Source organism: Streptomyces deccanensis (assembly GCF_022385335.1).
GTDB lineage: Bacteria > Actinomycetota > Actinomycetes > Streptomycetales > Streptomycetaceae > Streptomyces > Streptomyces deccanensis.
Window position 1 is genome coordinate 1,170,629 of sequence record NZ_CP092431.1, and the last position, 19,997, is coordinate 1,190,625.

Annotated in this window: 16 protein-coding genes; 8 read left to right on the forward strand and 8 right to left on the reverse strand. The window is 72.4% G+C overall.

Annotated elements, in window-relative coordinates; all coding sequences use genetic code 11:
- Position 1: 1 nt before the first annotated feature.
- The 4 genes from L3078_RS05380 to L3078_RS05395 all read left to right on the forward strand — a co-directional run bounded on the left by L3078_RS05380 (position 2) and on the right by L3078_RS05395 (position 5,206).
- Positions 2–910, forward strand: coding sequence for a 5-dehydro-4-deoxyglucarate dehydratase (locus tag L3078_RS05380; RefSeq protein WP_239751301.1), 909 nt, complete (start codon positions 2–4; stop codon positions 908–910).
- Positions 907–2,157, forward strand: a complete 1,251-nt coding sequence (locus tag L3078_RS05385) for a glucarate dehydratase family protein (protein WP_239751303.1) — start codon at positions 907–909, stop codon at positions 2,155–2,157. Before L3078_RS05380 ends, L3078_RS05385 begins: the two co-directional genes overlap by 4 nt.
- A gap of 461 nt (positions 2,158–2,618) precedes the next feature.
- Positions 2,619–4,046, forward strand: coding sequence for a family 2B encapsulin nanocompartment shell protein (locus L3078_RS05390; RefSeq protein WP_239751305.1), 1,428 nt, complete (start codon positions 2,619–2,621; stop codon positions 4,044–4,046).
- On the forward strand, positions 4,043–5,206 hold the full coding sequence (locus L3078_RS05395) for a family 2 encapsulin nanocompartment cargo protein terpene cyclase (RefSeq protein ID WP_420864041.1): 1,164 nt from the start codon (positions 4,043–4,045) through the stop codon (positions 5,204–5,206). Before L3078_RS05390 ends, L3078_RS05395 begins: the two co-directional genes overlap by 4 nt.
- Positions 5,207–5,386: 180 nt before the next feature.
- Here the strand turns inward: L3078_RS05395 and L3078_RS05400 are convergent, their stop codons facing one another.
- Positions 5,387–6,346: a peptidoglycan-binding domain-containing protein gene (locus tag L3078_RS05400; protein WP_239751307.1), complete on the reverse strand. Its 960-nt coding sequence runs from the start codon at positions 6,344–6,346 to the stop codon at positions 5,387–5,389.
- A gap of 183 nt (positions 6,347–6,529) precedes the next feature.
- On the opposite strand from L3078_RS05400, the gene L3078_RS05405 reads away from it, so the two are divergent.
- Positions 6,530–7,966 (forward strand): phosphoinositide-specific phospholipase C-related protein, encoded by a 1,437-nt coding sequence (locus L3078_RS05405; protein ID WP_468164576.1) that lies wholly within the window; start codon positions 6,530–6,532, stop codon positions 7,964–7,966.
- On the opposite strand, the gene L3078_RS05410 is transcribed toward L3078_RS05405, so the two are convergent.
- From L3078_RS05410 to L3078_RS05430, 5 genes are all read right to left on the reverse strand, one after another.
- Positions 7,910–8,296 carry a hypothetical protein gene (locus L3078_RS05410; protein WP_239751310.1) on the reverse strand — a complete coding sequence of 129 codons (387 nt, stop codon included), beginning with the start codon at positions 8,294–8,296 and terminating at the stop codon, positions 7,910–7,912. The two genes, L3078_RS05405 and L3078_RS05410, sit on opposite strands and share 57 nt — an antisense overlap.
- A gap of 70 nt (positions 8,297–8,366) precedes the next feature.
- Positions 8,367–9,587, reverse strand: a complete 1,221-nt coding sequence (locus L3078_RS05415) for an XdhC family protein (RefSeq protein WP_239751313.1) — start codon at positions 9,585–9,587, stop codon at positions 8,367–8,369.
- Positions 9,580–11,700 carry a xanthine dehydrogenase family protein molybdopterin-binding subunit gene (locus L3078_RS05420; RefSeq protein WP_239751316.1) on the reverse strand — a complete coding sequence of 707 codons (2,121 nt, stop codon included), beginning with the start codon at positions 11,698–11,700 and terminating at the stop codon, positions 9,580–9,582. Before L3078_RS05420 ends, L3078_RS05415 begins: the two co-directional genes overlap by 8 nt.
- Positions 11,697–12,701 carry an FAD binding domain-containing protein gene (locus L3078_RS05425; protein ID WP_239751319.1) on the reverse strand — a complete coding sequence of 335 codons (1,005 nt, stop codon included), beginning with the start codon at positions 12,699–12,701 and terminating at the stop codon, positions 11,697–11,699. Before L3078_RS05425 ends, L3078_RS05420 begins: the two co-directional genes overlap by 4 nt.
- Complete coding sequence (locus L3078_RS05430; RefSeq protein WP_239751322.1) at positions 12,698–13,264, reverse strand: (2Fe-2S)-binding protein; 567 nt, start codon at positions 13,262–13,264, stop codon at positions 12,698–12,700. The genes L3078_RS05425 and L3078_RS05430 overlap by 4 nt, the downstream gene beginning before the upstream one ends.
- 268 nt (positions 13,265–13,532) lie before the next feature.
- On the opposite strand from L3078_RS05430, the gene L3078_RS05435 reads away from it, so the two are divergent.
- Complete coding sequence (locus L3078_RS05435) at positions 13,533–14,048, forward strand: TetR/AcrR family transcriptional regulator (RefSeq protein ID WP_239760217.1); 516 nt, start codon at positions 13,533–13,535, stop codon at positions 14,046–14,048.
- Between the two features lie 7 nt (positions 14,049–14,055).
- Here L3078_RS05435 and L3078_RS05440 read toward each other — a convergent pair whose 3' ends face one another.
- On the reverse strand, positions 14,056–15,249 hold the full coding sequence (locus L3078_RS05440; RefSeq protein WP_239751324.1) for a right-handed parallel beta-helix repeat-containing protein: 1,194 nt from the start codon (positions 15,247–15,249) through the stop codon (positions 14,056–14,058).
- Between the two features lie 207 nt (positions 15,250–15,456).
- On the opposite strand from L3078_RS05440, the gene L3078_RS05445 reads away from it, so the two are divergent.
- Positions 15,457–16,566: a GDSL-type esterase/lipase family protein gene (locus L3078_RS05445; RefSeq protein ID WP_239760218.1), complete on the forward strand. Its 1,110-nt coding sequence runs from the start codon at positions 15,457–15,459 to the stop codon at positions 16,564–16,566.
- 214 nt (positions 16,567–16,780) lie between these two features.
- On the forward strand, positions 16,781–18,382 hold the full coding sequence (locus L3078_RS05450; protein ID WP_239760219.1) for a cellulase family glycosylhydrolase: 1,602 nt from the start codon (positions 16,781–16,783) through the stop codon (positions 18,380–18,382).
- Between the two features lie 39 nt (positions 18,383–18,421).
- Here the strand turns inward: L3078_RS05450 and L3078_RS05455 are convergent, their stop codons facing one another.
- Positions 18,422–19,909 (reverse strand): MFS transporter, encoded by a 1,488-nt coding sequence (locus L3078_RS05455; RefSeq protein ID WP_239760220.1) that lies wholly within the window; start codon positions 19,907–19,909, stop codon positions 18,422–18,424.
- Positions 19,910–19,997: the final 88 nt, after the last annotated feature.

The window sequence follows — 19,997 nt, forward strand, 5'->3', positions numbered from 1 at the left end:
CATGAAGTTCCAAGGAGTGCTGTTCTTTCCGGTCACACCGTTCGCCGCGGACGGTTCGGTGGACGAGGAACGGCTCGCACAGCACATCGAGACCGGGGTCGCGGCTGGTGCAGGGGGCGTGTTCGTCGCCTGCGGCACCGGTGAGTTCCACGCGCTGACGCCCGAGGAGATCGAGCGGGCCACGCGGGTCGCGGTGGCGACGACGGCCGGGCGGGTCCCGGTGCTGGCCGCCGCCGGGGGCCCGTCCCCGGTCGCCCGCGAGCAGGCCGCCCGGGTCGAACGCGCCGGCGCCGACGGCATCCTGCTGCTGCCGCCGTATCTGGTGAGCGCGCCGCAGCAGGGCCTGGTCCGGTACGTGCGGGAGGTCACGGAGGCCACCTCCCTGCCCGTCGTCTTCTACCAGCGCGGCACCGCCCGGCTCACCCCGGACACCGCCGCCGAGATCGCCGCGCTGCCCGGGGTCGTCGGCCTCAAGGACGGCATCGGGGACATCGAACGGATGCACCGCGTCGTCCGCGCGGTACGGGCCGTGCCGGGCACCGAGGACTTCCAGTTCTTCAACGGGCTGCCCACCGCCGAGATGACCGCGCCCGCCTACCGGGGCATCGGCGTCGGCCTGTACTCCTCCGCCGTGTTCGCCTTCGCCCCGGAGATCGCCCTCGCCTTCCACCGGGCCCTTGCCGAGGGCGACGAGACGCTGGTCGCCACGCTCCTCGACGAGTTCTACGGCCCGCTCGTGGAACTGCGCGACGAGGTGCCCGGTTACGCCGTGGCGCTGATCAAGGCCGGGGTGACGCTGCGCGGGCTGGACGTCGGCGGCGTACGGGCGCCGCTGGTCGATCCGACGCCGGAGCACGTGGCCCAGCTGGCGAAACTGATCGACCACGGGCTGGGGGTGGTGGGCGCGTGACCTCCACCAGGATCAGGGAGCTGATCGTCACCCCGATCGCCTTCCGTGACCCGCCGCTGCTGAACTCCAACGGCGTGCACGAGCCGCTCGCGCTGCGGACGATCCTCCAACTCGTCCTGGAGGACGGCACGGTGGGGCTCGGCGAGTCGACGGGCGGCACCGTCCGCCTGGAGCGGCTCGACGTCGCCGCGAAGGCGGTGGTCGGCCTGGACGTCTTCGACACGACCGCCGTCACGGCCGCGATCGACACCGCGCTGCGGCCCACCGTGCCCAGCTCCCACGAGCGCGGCTGGACCACCTCGGCGGTCGAGGTCGCCTGTCTCGACGCGCAGGGCAGGCTGCTCGGCCGCCCGGTGAGCGACCTGCTCGGCGGCCGGGTCCGCGACACCGTGCCCTTCGCCGCGTACCTCTTCTACAAGTGGGCCGAACATCCCGCCCTCGACGGCCGCCCGGCGGTCGGCGACGACTGGGGCGAGGCCCTCGACCCGGCCGGTGTCGTCGCACAGGCCCGGCTGATGCAACAGCGGTACGGCTTCCGGTCGTTCAAGCTGAAGGGAGGGGTCTTCCCGCCGGACGAGGAGATCGCCGCCGTCGAGGCGCTCGCGGAGGCCTTCCCCGGGCAGCCGCTGCGTCTGGACCCCAACACGGCCTGGACGGTGGAGACCTCGCAGTACGTCGCCCGCCGGTTGGACGGCGTACTGGAGTACCTGGAGGACCCGACCGCCGGCATCCCCGGCATGGCGGAGGTCGCCGAGGAGTCGCCGATGCCGCTGGCGACCAACATGTGCGTGGTGGCCTGGGAGCATCTGCGGCCGGCCGTCGAGCGGAACGCCGTGCAGGTCCTGCTCACCGACCACCACTACTGGGGCGGGCTGCGCCGCACCCATGAACTGGCCGCCGTCTGCGAGGCGTTCGGGCTCGCGCTGTCCATGCACTCCAACTCGCACCTCGGCATCAGCCTGGCCGCGATGACCCATGTCGCGGCCGCCATCCCCAACCTCGACCACTCCTGCGACACGCACTACCCGTGGAACTCGGCGGACGACGTGATCGTGCCGGGCGTGCTGGAGATCCGGGACGGGGAGGTCGCGGTGCCGACGGGGCCCGGGCTGGGCGTGGAGCTGGACCACGACGCCCTGGAACGGCTGCACCGGCTGTACGTCGACTCGGGGATGCGCTCCCGCGACGACACCGGGTACATGCGGCGGATCCAGCCGGGGTACGAGCTGCGACTGCCGCGCTGGTGACCCGGCCGGGACGATGACGCCGGTGAACCACCGCTGATCAGGGGCCGCCTTCGGGCGGCCCCTCGTCGTGTCGGCCGGCTCGTGCGCCCTGCGCGACGGGCGTGGGAGGTGGGCGGCGGGCGCGGGAGGTGGGTGGCGGGCGCGGACGCGCGAGCCCGCCGGGGCTCTGCCTCGGTCGGCGGTTTCCGCACCCCCGGGACGCGAAGCCGCCCCTTTCACGCGGTGCCCGACCGGCCGCCCCGCCTGTTTGGCTTGACCTGCGAAACACGCCGCCCATCCGCATGGGCCGCCTCACCTCGCCGCCTCGCCGCCTCGCCGACGTCCAACGCCTCGGAATCCGCCCACGGCCACGTCGTACGCGCGCCACCCGAGTCCCGTGCCCCGACAGCATCCGGCGTCCGCCCCTGTCCGGGCGCGCCCCCGTACGTCCACGCACGTCCGCTCACCTCTCGGGAGGGAATGTGACCGCCCCCGTTAGCTCCTCCGAAAGCACGCCGGAGCCCGCCGACGAGCAGCATTTCACCAGTCTCAGCACCCGGGCCGCGCGACAGCTCGCGACGACCACCAAGTCCGAACCGCAGATGCAGGCCATCACCTCGCGTTGGCTGCTGAGGACGCTGCCGTGGGTCGACGTCAAGGGCGGCACCTACCGGGTCAACCGCCGTCTCCAGTTGCGGATCGGCCGGGGCCGGGTGCAGTTCGACCAGAACGGCGCCGACGACGTCAAGGTCATCCCGGAGACCCTGACCGAACTCCCGGCGCTGCGCGGCTACGCCGACATCCCGGCCCTCAGGGAGATCTCCGCCCGGTTCCGGGTACGGGAGGTGCGCGCCGGCCAGGTGCTCGTGGACGCCGGGCAGCCGGTGACCGAGGCGTATCTCGTGGTGCACGGCAGGTTCACCAGGTACACCACCGGCAAGTACGGCGAGGAGGAGGTCCTCGGCGTCATCAGCGACGGCGACGGGCTGGGCGACGAGGCCATCGGACACGCCGACCCGCTGTGGCTCAGCTCGGTACGGGCCGAGACGGCCGGGGTGGTGCTGGCGCTCAACTGGGACACGCTGATGGCGTTCGTGGAGCGCACGCCCTCCCTCGCGGCCCAGTTCGAGGCCTTCGCCGAGCGGCAGCGCAAGCCCATGAACCGCAAGGGCGAGGCCGATGTCCCCCTGGAGGCCGGTCATGTGGGCGAGTTGACGTTGCCGGGCGGCTTCGTCGACTACGACCTCGCGCCCCGCGAGTACGAACTCTCACTCACCCAGACGGTGTTGCGGGTCCACACGCGGGTCGCGGACCTCTACAACCACCCGATGGACCAGACGGAGCAGCAACTCCGCCTGACCATCGAGGAGATCCGCGAACGCCAGGAGTGGGAGCTGGTCAACAACCGCGAGTTCGGGCTGCTGCACAACATCGACTACGGCCAGCGCATCAGCACGTTCTCCGGGCCGCCGACCCCGGACGACATGGACGAACTGCTGTCGATGCGCCGCAAGACGCGTCTCTACCTGGCCCATCCGAAGGCGATCGCGGCGTTCTTCCGGCAGTGCAACCGGCGTGGCCTGGTGCCCGGCACGGTGAACGTCGAAGGACACGAGATGCCGGCGTGGCGCGGGGTGCCGCTCCTCCCGTGCAGCAAGATCCCGATCACCCCGCAGCACACCACGAGCATCATCGCGCTGCGCACGGGTGAGAAGGACCAGGGGGTCGTGGGGCTGCACCAGACGGGTATCCCCGAGGAGTACGAGCCCTCGCTGAACGTGCGCTTCATGGGCGTCGACACCACCGCGATCATGAGCTATCTGGTCACGGCCTACTACTCGATGGCCGTCCTGGTGCCCGACGCGGCCGGGATCCTGGAGAACGTGCAGGTGGGGTGGACGCCGGAATGAACGAGCCGTCACCGGCCGGAACGCCCTCCCGCGAAAGGGCGCCGGAGCCACCGGAGCCACCGGGTTCCGCCCCTGCCCGGCCACCGGAGCCACCAGGTTCCGGGCGTACGCGGCTGCCGTCGAGTTCCGCGCGTACGCGGCTGCCGGGGCCGTCGAGTCCCGCGCGGGCGCGGCGGGCGCGGCGGTCGGGCGCGATCCCCGGGCTGCTGTACCGGCCCGCCGTGCCCGCGGATCCGGCGCGGGCGGCGGAGGTGGACCGGCGGCTGGAGGCGTGGGCGGAGCGCCTCGATCTGTTCCCCCGGGAGTGGCGGGGGCAGTTCGCCCGCTTCGGCCTGGGCCGGGCCATCGTGCTGGCGCATCCGGGCGGGGCCGGCCTCGACCACCTCGCCGCCGCCGGGAAGCTGCTGCTGGCCGAGCATCTGGTCGACAACGTCTACTGCGAGGTCGACGAGGGCAAGGGCGGTTCGCCGCGTGGCCTCGGGGGCCGGCTGCTGATGGCCCAGTCGGCGCTCGACCCGCTGCATTCCACGCCGGGGACGGAGGAGCGATGGGGGCGGGGCGTACGGGCCGACGGGCCGCTGCGGTCCTACCACTTCGCGCTGCGCGACTACGCCGCCCTCGCCACGCCCAGCCAGACGGACCGGCTCGTGCACGACCTCGCCCGGCTGCACCTGGGCTACCTCGGTGAGGCGGCCTGGGCCGAGACGGACCACATGCCGCAGGTCTGGGAGTACCTGGTGATGCGGCAGTTCAACAACTTCCGGCCCTGTCTGTCGGTGGTCGACGCCGTGGACGGCTGGGAGCTGCCGGAGGCCCTCTACGCCCGGCCCGAGGTGCAGCGGATCACCGCGCTGGCCGGGAACGCGGCCACGATCGTCAACGACCTTTACTCCTTCACGAAGGAGCTGTCCCATCCTGGCCATCTCAATCTGCCCGTCGTCATCGCCGCGAGCGAGCGGCGCGGGCTGAAGGCGGCCTATCTGGAGGCCGTCGAGATCCACAACCGGATCATGGAGGCGTTCGAGGAGGAGTCCGCGGCGCTCTCCGCGACCTCGCCGCCGGTCGGACGCTACGCCGCCGGTCTCGCCGCCTGGGTGGCGGGCAACCACGAATGGCACGCCACGAACACCGACCGCTACAGCCTGCCCGACTACTGGTAGGGCTGCGCGCCCCTATGAAATGGCCGCAGGCCTTTCAGGGGCGCGGGGAACTGCGCGAGAAGCCCCCACCGGACCCGCGCATGGGGGTCGAAGGGGCGCAGCCCCTGGGGATGGGACGGGTAGGGGCGGCGGGGGTGAAATTCCCGGGCGGGTCACGGTTCCAAGTTCACGGTGCCGCGATCACGGTTCCGAGGTCTCAGACTCGAGTGCCGTGCGCGTGGGCTCGCCGTAGACGCCCGACTCGTCCTCCAGGAGGACGCGGGTCAGCTGGTAGCCGCGGACCGCGCTCTCGACCTCACGGTCGAAGTCGCCGTCGGCATCGCCGTTGTAGAGGCCGAGCTGGCGAAGACGCAGTTGGAGTTCGGTGACCTCCGCGCCCTGGTCGCCGAGACCGAGGACGGGCGGCGGCCCGTCGGAGACGGTCGGCGCGGGGGCCGTCGGCACGGTGGCGTCGCTCCCGGCGGGGTCCCTGGTCGGGGCAGCCGACGGGGTGGAGGTGGCCCGGGTCGCGGTGGGCGTCGCCTCGGGCGAGGTGGCCGCGGTGCCGGACGGGAACGCCGTGGACGCCGTGGGCCCCGTGGGGGACGGGGTCGCCGACCGCGACGCCTCCTGGGCGGCCGCCCCCTCCGGGAGGCCGGCCCGGATGTCGTCGGGGCCCGAGCCGTCCCGCGACGGGGTTTCGTACGAGAAGAGGCCGCCGATGATCCCGCCCGTCAGCAGGACGGCGGCCGCGAGGCCCCCCGCCCCCGCGGCCAGCGCCACTTTGCGCCGCCGCCGACCGCCCCCGTCACGCCCGTCCGGACGTCGAGCGTCACCCGCGAGGTGCGCGTCGCCGCCCGCGTCCGGTTCCTCGACCACGGCCTGTTCCGCGCTCTGCACAGCGGCCCCGTCTCCGTCCCCGTCCTCGACCGCGGCCCGCCCCTCCTCCACCGGCGGTGTGCCGTGCGGCTCGCTGTCGTCGCCGACCTGCACGAACGGGCGTATGCGCACCGGGTCGAAGTCCTCCGCGGCCTCGGCCTGCGCCGCGCGGACGTCCCGGTGAGCGTCGGAGGCGAGGCGGCCGCAGGAGCAGGCCGGGGTGCCGTCCGTCGCCCGGGGCGTTGCGCATCGCGGGCAGACGGGGGCTGTCGGTTCACTCACGCGTGGTCTCTCTTCGAACGGGTTTCAGAATTTAAACAGATCTTCTCCACGGAATCCCCCACACTTGCTTGAAACCCGAACCAGCGCGCGAGGCTGACTCAAGTCCCGCCACAGAACGGCGCGTTCGCGCTCGTCAGGTCTTCATGCGTCAGGGCTGGTGCCCGACCCCGTCCTCGGTGTGTCATGCCTCTGACATCAACCCGGTGTGCCCGGAGTGGAAGGAACCCCGTGAGCCAGATCCGTCCCCGACCCCGTCCCCACCCCCGTGTCCGCGCCCGCGCCCTGTGCGCGGTCGCCGCGCTCGCCCTGGGCGTGCCCGTCGCCTTCTCGGGCCCCGCCGCCGCGGCGGTCCCCACGTACTCGGTGTACCTGCAGAACTCCGTCACCGGCCTCAACGCGGCGGACACCGGCGGTACGGTCGCCGCGCGCAACCCCAAGGGCAACGAGGACCACCAGCAGTGGACACCGGTCGCGGTCACCGGCGGCCACCAGCTGCGCAGCGCCGACCAGTCGGGGGTCTGCCTCGGACGCAGCGGCACCTCCGCGGTGACCGCGTCCTGCGGCGCGGACGGCACCACATGGACGGTCACCGAGGCCGCGAACAGCACGTACACCATCGGCGTGCCAGGAACCTCGCAGGTCCTGACGGGGGCGTCCGCCGACTCCTCCCTCGTGCAGCTCGGGTCGAGCGGCTCCTACGCCCGCTGGTACCTCACCCCGGTCTCGTACGCGACGTCGGCCATGCCCCCCGCCGACACCCGCACCCTCGACCAGGTCTCGTTCCTCACCTCGCACAACGCGTACGCGAACGGTGTCGACGGCAACTTCGCGTCGTTCCCCGTCAGCCTCTTCCCCAACCAGGCGCGTGGTGTGAGCCAGCAACTCACCGACGGAGTACGGGGGTTCATGCTGGACGCCTACACCGTCTCGGGACAGGCGATGCTCTGCCACAACAGCTGTGACGGGGTGAGCAGCCCGGTCCCGCTCGCCACCGACCTCCAGCGCATGGTCACCTTCCTCAAGGCGAACCCGGGTCAGTTCGTGACCGTCTTCCTGGAGGACTACACCTCCTCCGACGTGCTCAAGTCGTCGCTGGCTTCCGTGAGCGGTCTGTCCGACGTGCTGTACCGGCCGGACCAGGAGGGCGTGGCGACCAGCGGTTGGCCGCGGATGGCGGACCTCGCGGCCCGGGGCAAGCAGCTGCTGATCTTCAGCGACCGCACCCGCGCGAGCGACACCTCCGCCGGCCACGTCACCCGTGACACGTTCGGCGTGATGTACCAGCGCGAGTGGACGGTCGAGAACCACTGGTCCATGGGCGGCGGCCTCGGCGGCTCCGACTGGTCCTGCTACAGCCGCTGGGGCACGGCCAGACCGCTCACCACGGAGCCGTCCGCCTTCCGTCCGCTGTTCGTGATGAACCACTTCCGCGACTACACCATCAGCGGCACGGCGGAGACGGACAACGCCAAGCTGGGCAACCGGGCGCAGAACTTCTGCACCCCGGCCGCGCGCAAGAAGCCCAACTACCTCGCCGTGGACCGCTACGAGCTGGGTTCGCCGTCACCGCTCACGACGGTCGGGAACCTCAACACGTACGTCCTCACGGCCGGCCAGTAGCCGCCCCGCGAGACGGCCCGGCAGACGACCCGGCAGGCGGCCCGCCGGACGACCCTCCGGCGGGCGTCGCCGTGCCCACCGCGCGCCCACCCTGCGGGGCGCCGAACGCATGTCCCGCAGGACGGGCAGATGGCTCCGGGTGAGCTTCGCCCGTTCGCCACCGCCCGCGATCAGGGCGTTGACCGACGCCATCGGATCGGCACCGGCCGACCGCGCCACCAACGCCCCTACCACCAGCGGCAGCAGCACCACCGCGAGGGCCGAACCGGTGGCGGTGGCCGTGGCGGTGACCTGGCGGAGGGGGCGCGGGCGCGGGGTGTGCGTGTCCATGACGACAGTGCATCACCGGGCCGGGTCGCCGGGCACCCGACCACATACTCAGTCGCCCCGTCCGACGTACTCAGGCCGCCGCCACGGCCTCCCGCTCCCCGGCCTCCCGGTGGATCGGCGTGCCCGAACCGGTCAGCGGCACACCCGTGCCGCCGCGCCGGGCCGCGACGATCTCCGCCGCGATGGACAGGGCCGTCTCCTCGGGCGTACGGGCGCCGAGGTCGAGCCCGATCGGGGACCGTAGCCGGGCCAACTCCCGCTCACTGAGGCCGACTTCGCGCAGCCTCCGGTCACGCTCGGCGTGGGTGCGGCGGGAGCCCATCGCGCCCACGAACGCGACCGGCATCCGCAGGGCCTCCTTGAGCAGCGGAACGTCGAACTTGGCGTCGTGGGTGAGCACGCACAGGACGGTGCGGCTGTCGGTGCCGGTGCGCCGCAGATAGCGGTGCGGCCAGTCCACGACGATCTCGTCCGCCTCGGGGAAGCGGGCCCGCGTGACGAAGACCGGCCGGGCGTCGCACACCGTGACGTGGTAGCCGAGGAACTTGCCCGCCCGTACCAGCGCCGCCGCGAAGTCGATCGCCCCGAACACGATCATGCGGGGTGGTGGCACCCGCGTCTCCACGAGGAGGGTGAGCCCGTCGGGACAGTGCGACCCGTCCGGCGAGAGTTCGATCGTGCCGGTCCGTCCGGCGTCCAGCATGGCCCGCGCCTCGGCGGCAGCGGTCCGGTCCAGCTCCCGACGGCCGCCGAGACCGCCGTCGTAGGCAACGGCACCCGCACGCATCGCGCCGTCCGCCCGGCCGGGACCCTCGGCGTCAGCCCTGCCGTGCGCTTCGCCGGGCTCCCCGGCGGTCCGTACGAGCAGGGCCTGGCCGAGGAGTTCGGCCGGGCCCCGGACGACGCGGGCGACGGCCGTCGGCTCGCCCTCGGCGGCGGCCGAGAGCGCGGCGCGCAGGACCGCTCGGGCGGGAGACCGGGCGGTGACGGGGGTGACCAGGATGTCGATCAGCCCGCCGCAGGTCAGACCGACGGCGAAGGCGTCCTCGTCGCTGTAGCCGAAGCGCTGAAGGACGGTCTCGCCGTCCGCCAGGGCCTGTCGGCACAGCTCGTACACCGCGCCCTCGACGCATCCGCCGGAGACGGAGCCGATGACCGTGCCGTCGCCGTCGACGGCGAGGGCCGCGCCGGGGCCGCGCGGTGCGCTGCCGCCGACCGCGACGACGGTGGCGACGGCGAAGTCGCGGTCCTCCTCGGCCCAGGCGCTCAGCTCGGTGGCCAGGTCAAGCATTCCGGGCCGCCGTCAGGACGCGGTCGGGCCGGATCGGCAGATGACGGTGGCGGACGCCGGTGGCGTGCCAGACCGCGTTGGCGACGGCGGCCGCCGCGCCCACGATGCCGATCTCGCCGATGCCCTTGATGCCGACGGGGTCCTCGGGGTCGACGTCGTCCACCCAGTCGGCCTCGACGGCGGGGACGTCGGCGTGCGCGGTCACGTGGTAGCCGGCGAGGTCGGCGCCGTAGAGGCCGCCGGACGCCCGGTCGCGCACCGCCTCCTCGTGCAGGGCCATGGAGATGCCCCAGGTCATGCCGCCGATGAACTGGCTGCGCGCGGTGAGCGGGTTGACGATGGTGCCGGCCGCGAAGATGCCGAGCATGCGGCGGACGCGTACCTCGCCGGTGGCGGGGTCGACGGCGACCTCGGCGAACTGGGCACCGTAGGAGTGGCGTTCCTTCTGGGAGAGGGCGCCGATGGCGGCGGTGGTGTCGGAGCGGACGGTGAGGCCCTCGGGCGGGACGGCTCCACCGAGGGCGAGCCGTTCACGCAGTTCCTCTGCCGCGAGGGTGACCGCCCAGGACCAGGAGCGGGTGCCCATCGAGCCACCGGCGATCATGGCCGGGCCGAAGTCGCTGTCCCCGAGGCGTACCTGGACGCGGTCGGTGGCGACGTCCAGCGCGTCGGCGGCGACCAGGGTGAGCGCGGTGCGCGCGCCCGTGCCGATGTCCGCCGCGTTGACCCGCACGGTGAAGGTGCCGTCGGCCTCGGCCGTCACCGCCGCCGTGGACGGTGCCGCACCCGCGCCGAAGGAGGCCGCCGCCGTGCCGGTGCCGAGCAGCCAGCGGCCGTCGCGGCGCACCCCGGGACGTGGGTCGCGGTCGGCCCATCCGAACCGGCGGGCGCCCTCGCGGAAGCAGGCGTGCAGGTTCCGGCCGGCGAACGGCAGTCCGGAGACCGGGCCGCGCTCGGGTTCGTTGCGGGCGCGCAGTTCGATCGGGTCGATGCCCAGTTTCTCGGCGAGTTCGTCAAGGGCCGACTCCAGCGCGAAGGAGCCCGGGGCCTCGCCGGGCGCCCGCATGAACGTCGGGGTGGGCACATCGAGCCGGACGACCCGGTTGGCCGTGTGGTGGGCGTCGGCGTCGTACATCACGCGGGCCGGTCCGGCGCCCGACTCGACGAACTGGTGGACGGTCGAGGTGAGGCTCTGGGAGCGGTGTTCGAGCGCGCGCAGCCGTCCGTCGGCGTCGGCGCCGAGCCGGACGCGCTGGGTGGTGGGGCTGCGGTATCCGGCGAGGGAGAACATCTGACGCCGGGTCATCACCACCCGGACCGGTCGCCGCAGGACGGTCGCGGCCATGACGGCGGCGACCTGGTGCGCACGGACGCCCTTGCTGCCGAAGCCGCCGCCGACGTGCTCGGAGCGCACGTGCACCGAGGCGGGGTCGAGGGAGAACAGGCTGGCGAGTTCGCCCGCGACCCACATGGTGCCCTGGTTGGAGTCGACGACGTCGAGTCGGCCCCCGTCCCAGCGGGCCGTCACGGCGTGCGGCTCCATCGGGTTGTGGTGTTCCTCGGGGGTGCTGTACTCGGCGTCCACGACGGCGGCGGACGCGGCGAGTTCGGCCTCCAGGTCGCCCTTCCCGGTCACCGCCGGGCCGAAGGCACCCGCGTCGTAGGCAGCCGGGTGCTCGGCGGCGAACGCGACGTCGTGCGGCTCCTGGTCGTAGTGCACGACCAGGGCCTCGGCGGCCTCCCTGGCCTGCTCGGAGGTCTCGGCGACGACGAGCGCGACCGGCCAGCCCACGTGGGGGACCCTGTCGTGCTGGAAGACGGCCGTGGTCGGGTCGGGGGTCATCCCCATGAGGCCCGTGTAGTCGGTCTCGACGCGCGGGGCGTTCTCGTGGGTCAGGACAGCGAGCACGCCGGGCCGTGCGAGCGCGTCGGCGGACTCGATCGCACGGATCCGGCCGCGTGCCACGGTCGACAGCGCCAGCCAGCCGTGGACGAGCCCGGCGAACGGGACCTCCCCGGCGTAGCGGGCCGCTCCGGTGACCTTGTCGCGGCCCTCGACCCGGGTGTGCGCGGTGCCGACAACGCCCTGGCGTGCGGTGGGGGCGGTGGTCATCGGGTGGCCTCCTCGGGGGCTGCGGCGGCGAGTTCGGACAGGACGGCCACGACGAGGTTGCGCATCAGCGTCACCTTGTACGCGTTGTGCGGCAGTGGTTTCGCGTCCGCCAGTTCGGCGTCGGCGGCGGCCGCGAAGGTCGCGGCGTCGGCCGGCGCGCCGGTCAGCACGCGCTCCGCCGCGTGGGCACGCCACGGCCGCGAGGCGACCGCGCCGAAGGCCAGCCGCACGTCCCGAACGACACCGCCCCGGACGTCGAGCGCGGCGGCGACGGAGCCGATCGCGAAGGCGTACGAAGCGCGTTCGCGGACCTTGCGGTAGCGGGAGTGCGCGGCGACGGGCGTGGGCGGCAGGGTGACGCCGGTGATCAGGGCGCCCGGCGGCAGGGCCGTCTCGATGTGCGGGGCGTCGCCGACGGGGAGGTAGAAGTCGGCGAGGGGTGACGTGCCCGGCCCGTCGGGCGTCTCGTACGTCACGACGGCGTCGAAGGCGGCCAGGGCCACGCCCATGTCGGAGGGATGGGTGGCGACGCAGTGCGAGGAGGCGCCCAGGATCGCGTGGTTGTGGTGCTCGCCCTCGATCGCGGGGCAACCGCTGCCAGGCAGGCGCTTGTTGCACGGCCCGGTGACGTCGGCGAAGTAGCCGCAGCGGGTGCGCTGCAGGAGGTTGCCGCCGACGGTGGCCATGTTGCGCAGCTGCCCGGAGGCACCGGCCAGCACCGCCTCGGCCAACGCCGGGTAGCGGCGGCGAACTTCCGCGTGCGCGGCGAGGTCGCTGTTGGTGACGGTCGCGCCGATCCGCAGTCCGCCGTCCTCGGTCGCCTCGATCCCGTCGAGCGGGAGTTCGCGGACGTCGACGAGGCGGGCGGGCCGCTCCACGCCGGTCTTCATCAGGTCGACGAGGTTGGTGCCGCCACCGAGGAAGCGCGCCTCGGGGTCGGCGCCGAGCAGGGCGACCGCGCCGGAGACGTCGTGGGCCCGCTGGTAGTCGAACTCCCTCACGCCACGGCCTCCTTGGCCTTCATGGAGCTGTCGGCGGCGGCGCGGGCGACGGCCTCGACGATCGACACATAGGCGCCGCAGCGGCACAGGTTGCCGCTCATCCGCTCCCGGATCTCCTCGGGTGTCAGCGGTGGCGCTCCCGCCTCCGGGCGTACGTCGTCGGTGGCGGCGCTGGGCCAGCCCGCCGCGTGCTCCTCGATGACCGCGATCGCCGAACAGATCTGGCCCGGCGTGCAGTAGCCGCACTGGAAGCCGTCCAGATCGAGGAACGCCTGCTGCACGGGGTGGAGTTGGTGCCCGTCGGCGACACCCTCGATGGTGGTGATCTCGCGCCCCTCGGCCGCCACCGCCAGTTGCAGGCAGGAGAGGCCCCGGCGGCCGTCGACGAGGACGGTGCAGGCACCGCACTGCCCCTGGTCACAGCCCTTCTTGGTGCCGGTCATGTCGAGGCGCTCGCGCAGGGCGTCGAGCAGCGTGGTGCGGTGGTCGACGGAGAGCGTGTGCTTCTCGCCGTTGATGTTCAGGGTGATGGCGCTGTACGTCGAGGAGGTGGCTGGGGACATGGTCAGCCTTCTTTCGCGTATCCGGGGCATGCGGAAGGGACTCGCTCCGGCCGGCGGTCGCATCAGGAGAACGGACCGCGAGGGCGTCGGCGCGGGCGCGCCGACGCTACGATGAAACAACCGGACAGCTGTCCGCTCCGGAAAACGTAACGGACAGCTGTCCGCTTAACAAGAACGGGTTTCGGACACCGATCCGCCAGGAGGTCGCGTGCGACTGAAGAAGGACGCCTCTCTGCGTTCCGACGCCCAGCGCAACCGCGAGCGCATCATGGCGGTCGCGCTGGTCGAGCTGACGCGCGCCGCGGACACACCGCTGAGCAGGATCGCCAAGGAGGCGTGCGTCGGACAGGGCACGTTCTACCGCCACTTCCCCACCAGGGAGGCCCTCGTCCTGGAGATCTACCGGCACGAGATGCGACAGGTCGCCGACGCCGCCGCCGAACTGCTCGCCCTCCGCGAGCCGGACCGGGCGCTGCGCGAGTGGATGGACCGCCTCGCCCTGTTCGCCATGACCAAGGCGGGCCTGGCGGAGGCGATCCGCCAGGCCACCTGCGGCCCCGGCGCCCCCGAGAAGCCGGGGCACACGCCGGTCACCGAAGCCGCCGAACTCCTGCTGCGCGCGGGCGTGGAGGCCGGCACCGTCCGCCCCGAGATCACCGTGGACGACTTCTTCCTCGCGATCGCCGGCCTCTGGCAGATCGACCCCGAGGACTGGCGGCCGCGCGCCACCCGCCTCCTCGACCTCGTCATGGACGGCCTGCGCACCGAACCGACGGCGAGCTGAGCGCGCGTCAGAGGCGGGCCCCGACGTCCGCGCCGTTCGCGGGCCGCAGGAAGTTCGAGGGCGGGATCGAGCCGTCGGCCGCCCTGGGCCCGGTGAGGGTGGTCGCGTCGGTGCTCACGAAGGACCAACTGCCGCCGAGGTTCCAGGAGTTGCCGCTGCCACCGGAGTTCGCGCCGAGCGAGACATTCGTGCCGTTCGCCACCGAGAGGTTCTTCGTCAGCGTGCCGTCGGCGTCGGCGAAGTCGAACCCGGTGCCCTTGTTGCGCCACGCCGTGCAGCGCTCGGCGACCAGCGCGCCCGGGTTGGCGTTGTCGATGAACCCGCCGGCCGAGTTGTCCCAGGCCATGCTGCCCCGCACCACATGGGCGGCGGGCAGGTCCTCGTCACCACCACCGCCCAGCTTGAAGCCGTTGCCGTCGCCGGTGTAGTCGGGCAGGTTCCAGCGGTTGTAGCCGTTCCCGTGGGCGGCGCTCCCCTCGATCGTCACCGGGGAGAGGAACTCCCAGAAGTCCAGCCCGTCGTCGGCGTTGTTCCACAGCCGGGCGCCGCGCACCACGTTGCCCGCCCCTGAGCCCTCCTTGATGGCCAGGCCGTCGGCGCTCTCACCGTTCTTGCGCGGATCCCGGTTGCCATGGCTGTCCAGATGGATGAACTGGTTGCCGCTCGACGCACCCTGGATGTGCACCCCGGACTCGTAGTTGTTCCGGGTCACCAGCCGCTCGAAGACATTGCCGTTGGTGTCCACGCCGAAGATCCCGTACGGCCCGTTGACGATCTCCAGGCCGCTCAGCCGCCAGTGGTCCCCCTCGATGTGGATCGCGCCCCGCTGGGCCCGGGGGATGGTGGAGCCCACCGCGCCGGGCGTGTACGGCATGTTCTCGCCGTCGATGACGACGCGTTCGCCGTTGTGGTTGCCCATCCTGATCGGCTGACTCGCCGTACCGCTCTTGAGCAGCTGGATGCTGCCGCTCGGCGCGTACGTCCCACCACGGATGAGGATCGAGTCACCCGGCTGCGCCAGGTCCACGGCACGCTGGACGGTCCGCAGCGGCGCCGCCAGTGTGCCGGCGTTGCCGTCGTTCCCATTGGTTGCCACATAGAGGCTCGTGGCGGCGTGGGCGGCGGGGGCGGACAGGGCGAGGAGCCCGCCGGCGAGGAGGCTCAACAGGCCTACGCACGCGGTGAATCGCTGTGGACGCATGGGTCGTCTCCCGGGGCAGCGGTGGGGGAAAGCGCTTTCCGACTCGGAAGCTAGGGCGGTCGCCGGGGGCGCGTCAATATCCATGCACATGGAATGAGTTTTCATTCATGAACGAACAGTAGGGCGTGCCGCTTGTCTTGACGTGTGAATGACAACAATGGCATGTTCAACTGGGAGCGCTCCCATCTCACCAGGGAAGGGACCACCATGCGCAGCACCCGCCACTCCCCCTCACGGCATCTGCCGCTTCTCGGCCTGCTGGCCGCTCTGCTCCTCTTCGGACCGGCTTTCACGCCGGTCGCCTCCGCGGCCGGGACGGCCGCCGCTCCCGTACGCGTCATGCCGCTCGGCGACTCGATCACCGGCTCGCCCGGCTGCTGGCGGGCCGCGCTCTGGAACCGCCTGCAGAGCGCCGGCCACACGGACATCGACTTCGTCGGCACGCTCGGCCCGCAGGGCTGCGGGGTCGCCCACGACGGCGACAACGAGGGCCACGGCGGCGAGTTGGTGACCCAGGTCGCCGACCAGAACCTGCTGCCGGGCCGACTGGCCGCCACCCGTCCGGACATCGTTGTCATGCACTTCGGCACGAACGACGTGTGGAGCAGCATCTCCCCCGACCGCATCCTCGCCGCGTACACCACGCTGGTCGGGCAGATGCGGGCGTCCCATCCGCGCATGCGGATCCTCGTCGCGCAGCTCATCCCCATGAACCCCGCCAGTTGCACGGGCTGCGCGCAGCGCGTCGTCGACTTCAACGCGCGGGTCCCCGAGTGGGCGCGCGCCACGAGCACCGCCGACTCACCCGTGACCGTGGTGGACCAGTGGACGGGGTTCAACACGGCGACCGACACCTACGACGGCGTGCATCCCAACGCGGCCGGCGACGAGAAGATCGCCGCCCGCTGGTTCCCGGCGCTGGACGCGGTGCTGGACGCGGGGGTGCCGGGTGATCCCGGGGACCCGGGCGGCCCCGGCGACCCGGGTGGCGGTCGGCCCACCTGCTCCGCGGTCTTCCGGGCCACCAACGTCTGGCAGGGCGGCTACCAGGGCGAGGTGACCGTGACCAACACGTCCGCGGCGACCGTGTCGGGGTGGACCGTGACCGTCGCACCGGCCGCCGGGGCCCGGCTCACCCAGGTCTGGAACGGGACCTCGACCACGGCGGCCGACGGCACGACCACGGTGACCGACGCCGCGTGGAACGGCACGCTCGCGCCGGGCGCGAGCACCACGTTCGGGTTCGTCGCGACGACGTCCTCGACGGCCGGGACGCCGTCGGCGACGGTCGGCTGCACGGCACGAACGGCTTCGTAGGCGACGACGCGGCCCGCTCGGCCCCATCCCGCAGGACTCCCCGCTCGCCCCCTCCTCTCTTCCCGTCACCCCGTCACCCTCTCCTGGAGCCGCCATGAGATCCCGTACGCGCACACCGGCCCGCCCATCTCCCGCACGCCCCGTACGCGCCGGGCGCACGGCACGCACCGCCCGCCCCGCACGCGCCGTCGCGCTCGCCTCGGCCCTGCTCGGCATGCTGCTCCCCCTGTTCGTCCTGGGCGCTCCGGCGCAGGCGGCGCAGACGGCACAGACGGCCTCGGCGGCCCCCGCCGGATTCCGGGTCGAGAACGGTCGGCTGCTGGAGCGGTCGGGGAACGACTTCGTGATGCGGGGCGTCAACCACGCCCACACCTGGTACCCGAACCAGATCGGCGCGCTGGCCCACATCAAGGCCAAGGGCGCGAACACGGTGCGCGTGGTGCTCGCCAGCGGTGACCGCTGGGCCCGCAACGACACCGCCGACGTGGCGAACGTCGTGGCGCAGTGCAAGCGCAACCGGCTCATCTGTGTCCTGGAGGTGCACGACACCACGGGCTACGGCGAGCAGAGCGGGGCGGTCACGCTCGCGCGGGCCGCCGACTACTGGATCGGGGTGCAGAGCGCGCTCACCGGCCAGGAGGATCACGTCATCGTCAACATCGGCAACGAGCCGTACGGCAACAACAACTACGCGGGCTGGACGGCCGACACCAAGGCGGCGATCCAGAAGCTGCGCGCCGCCGGATTCCGCCACACCCTCATGGTCGACGCCCCCAACTGGGGCCAGGACTGGGCGTTCACGATGCGCGACAACGCGGCGTCGGTCTTCGCCGCCGACCCGGACGCCAACACGGTCTTCTCCATCCACATGTACGGCGTCTTCGACACGGCAGCCGAGGTGAGTGACTACCTCAACCGGTTCGTCGCCGCGAAACTCCCGCTCGTGATCGGCGAGTTCGGGCACGACCACTCCGACGGCAATCCGGACGAGGACGCCATCCTCGCCACCGCGCAGCGCCTCGGCCTCGGCTACCTCGGCTGGTCCTGGAGCGGCAACGGCGGTGGCGTCGAGTACCTGGACATGGTCACGGGCTTCGACCCGAACCAGCTGACCGCCTGGGGCCGGCGCCTCTTCAACGGCGCGAACGGCATCGCCGCCACGTCGAAGGAGGCCGCGATCTACTCGGCCTCCGGCGGCGACACCACTCCCCCGACCGCGCCCGGCACCCCGACCGCCTCCGGGGTGACCTCCACCTCCGCGACCCTGACCTGGGCCGCCGCCACCGACGCGACCGGTGTCACCGGTTACGACGTGGTCCGCGTCAACGGCACGGCCGAGTCCGCCGCGACGACCACGACGGGCACCTCCACCACGCTCACCGGCCTGACTCCCGCGACCGCGTACACCTTCGCCGTCTACGCCCGTGACGCGGCCGGCAACCGCTCGCCGCGCTCGGGCACGGTGACCGTCACGACGGCCTCCGGCGGTTCCACGGCGGCCTGCGCCGTCGGCTACCGGGTGACTGGCGAGTGGTCCGGCGGTTTCCAGGGCGAACTCGTCCTCCGCAACACCGGCGCCTCGGCGATCAACGGCTGGACCCTCCGCTGGGCCTTCGCCGGCGGTCAGCGCGTCTCCCACCTGTGGGGCGGTACGGCGACCCAGGCCGGCGCGGACGTGACGGTCACGGCGGCCTCGTACACCGCGAACATCCCGGCGGCGGGCTCGGTGACCCTCGGTTTCACGGCGACCCGCGGTTCCTCCAACCCGGCACCGACCGCGTTCACACTCAACGGGGTTGCCTGCACAGTGAGTTGACACGCACGGGCTGCGCGCATCGCGCCGGTGTGCCGCGCCTCAGCCGGGTGGCACGCCGGGGCCCGCCCCGCCCTTGAGCCGCTCCAGGTCGGAGGGCCGGACCTGGATGGCGAGGACGGCGATCAGGGCCGCGATCACGGTGAAGATGGCGGCCATGACGAAGGCGGCCGAGACCCCTGCGGTGAGCACCTCGTCGGACCAGGGCGGCGGCAGCTGCCCGGTCCGCTCGAACTCCAGTTGCTCGGCCGGGGTTGCCCTGGACTCGAAGTCCGAGCGTTGATTCTCCTCCTCGTTGGCGCTGGCCGTGCCGTACATCGTCACGAGGATGGAGAGACCCAGGGAACCGCCGACCTGCTGGGTGGCGTTGAGGAGCCCGGAGGCGGCGCCGGTCTCCGCGGGGGTGACGTCGGAGAGCGCCATCAGGGTCAGCGCCACGAACTCCATGCCCATGCCCAGGCTGAAGACGAGCATCGGGCCGAGCACGCTGCCGGCGTAGGTGGAGTGGACGTCGGTCAGGGTCAGCCAGCCCAGGCCCGCCGCCGCGAGGATCGCGCCCACCACCATGAACGGCTTGGGCCCGTACACCGGCAGGAACCGCGAGGTCAGTCCGGCACCGACCGCGATGACGGCGCTGACCGGCAGGAACGCGAAGCCCGTGGCCAGCGGGCTGAAGTCGAGGACGTTCTGAGTGAAGAGCGTCAGGAAGAAGAACATGCCGAAGATCGCGGCGGCCAGGCACAGCATGATCCCGTAGGTGCCGGCGCGATTGCGGTCGGCGAACATGTGCAGCGGGGTGATCGGTTGCCGGGACCGCCGTTCCACCAGCACGAACACCACGAGCAGCACGACGGCGCCGGCGAACGACGCCAGCGTCAGCCCGTCCCGCCAGCCCTCCTGCGCGGCCCGGATGAAGCCGTACACCAGGAGCACCATGCCCAGGGTCGAGGTCAGGGCGCCGGTGATGTCGAAGTGGCCGGGGTGGCGTTCGGACTCCTTGATCCAGCGGGGCGTCGCGAGCGCGATCAGCAGTCCGATGGGCACGTTGACGAACAGCACCCACCGCCAGTTCAGCCACTCCACGAGGATGCCGCCCGCGAGCAGCCCGATCGCGCCGCCGCCCGCCGAGACGGCCGCGAACACCCCGAACGCCCGGTTGCGTTCGGGGCCTTCACGGAACGTCGTACTGATCAGCGCCAGCGAGGTCGGGGACGCGATGGCGCCGCCGACGCCCTGGAGGGCGCGGGCGGCGAGGAGTTGGGCCTCGTTCTGGGCGAGACCGCCGAGCAGGGAGGCCAGCACGAACAGCAGCACACCGAAGATGAACACCCGCCGCCGGCCGAGGATGTCGCCGGCTCGTCCGCCGAGCAGCAACAGGCCGCCGAAGGTGAGCGTGTAGGCGTTGACCACCCACGCCAGGCTCGTCGTGGAGAAGTCCAGCGACCGCTGGATGTCCGGGAGCGCGATGTTCACGATGGTGATGTCCAGCACCACCATCAACTGACACGAGGCGATGACGAACAGCGCCATCGCGCTGCCGCCACCACCTGATTCCGAGGTGGTGGTCGGCGCTGGGGAGGTGGGTCGCGAGTCGCTCATGACGTGTTCGCAAAGGCAA

Bases quoted from the DNA above. Each gene is read 5' to 3' on its own strand.
- L3078_RS05380 (WP_239751301.1), top strand. From the start codon at position 2: ATGAAGTTCCAAGGAGTGCTGTTCTTTCCGGTCACACCGTTCGCCGCG.
- L3078_RS05395 (WP_420864041.1), top strand. From the start codon at position 4,043: ATGAACGAGCCGTCACCGGCCGGAACGCCCTCCCGCGAAAGGGCGCCG.
- L3078_RS05405 (WP_468164576.1), top strand. From the start codon at position 6,530: ATGCCTCTGACATCAACCCGGTGTGCCCGGAGTGGAAGGAACCCCGTG.
- L3078_RS05410 (WP_239751310.1), bottom strand. From the start codon at position 8,296: ATGGACACGCACACCCCGCGCCCGCGCCCCCTCCGCCAGGTCACCGCC.
- L3078_RS05415 (WP_239751313.1), bottom strand. From the start codon at position 9,587: ATGCTTGACCTGGCCACCGAGCTGAGCGCCTGGGCCGAGGAGGACCGC.
- L3078_RS05420 (WP_239751316.1), bottom strand. From the start codon at position 11,700: ATGACCACCGCCCCCACCGCACGCCAGGGCGTTGTCGGCACCGCGCAC.
- L3078_RS05430 (WP_239751322.1), bottom strand. From the start codon at position 13,264: ATGTCCCCAGCCACCTCCTCGACGTACAGCGCCATCACCCTGAACATC.
- L3078_RS05435 (WP_239760217.1), top strand. From the start codon at position 13,533: ATGGCGGTCGCGCTGGTCGAGCTGACGCGCGCCGCGGACACACCGCTG.
- L3078_RS05440 (WP_239751324.1), bottom strand. From the start codon at position 15,249: ATGCGTCCACAGCGATTCACCGCGTGCGTAGGCCTGTTGAGCCTCCTC.
- L3078_RS05445 (WP_239760218.1), top strand. From the start codon at position 15,457: ATGCGCAGCACCCGCCACTCCCCCTCACGGCATCTGCCGCTTCTCGGC.
- L3078_RS05450 (WP_239760219.1), top strand. From the start codon at position 16,781: ATGCTGCTCCCCCTGTTCGTCCTGGGCGCTCCGGCGCAGGCGGCGCAG.
- L3078_RS05455 (WP_239760220.1), bottom strand. From the start codon at position 19,909: ATGGCGCTGTTCGTCATCGCCTCGTGTCAGTTGATGGTGGTGCTGGAC.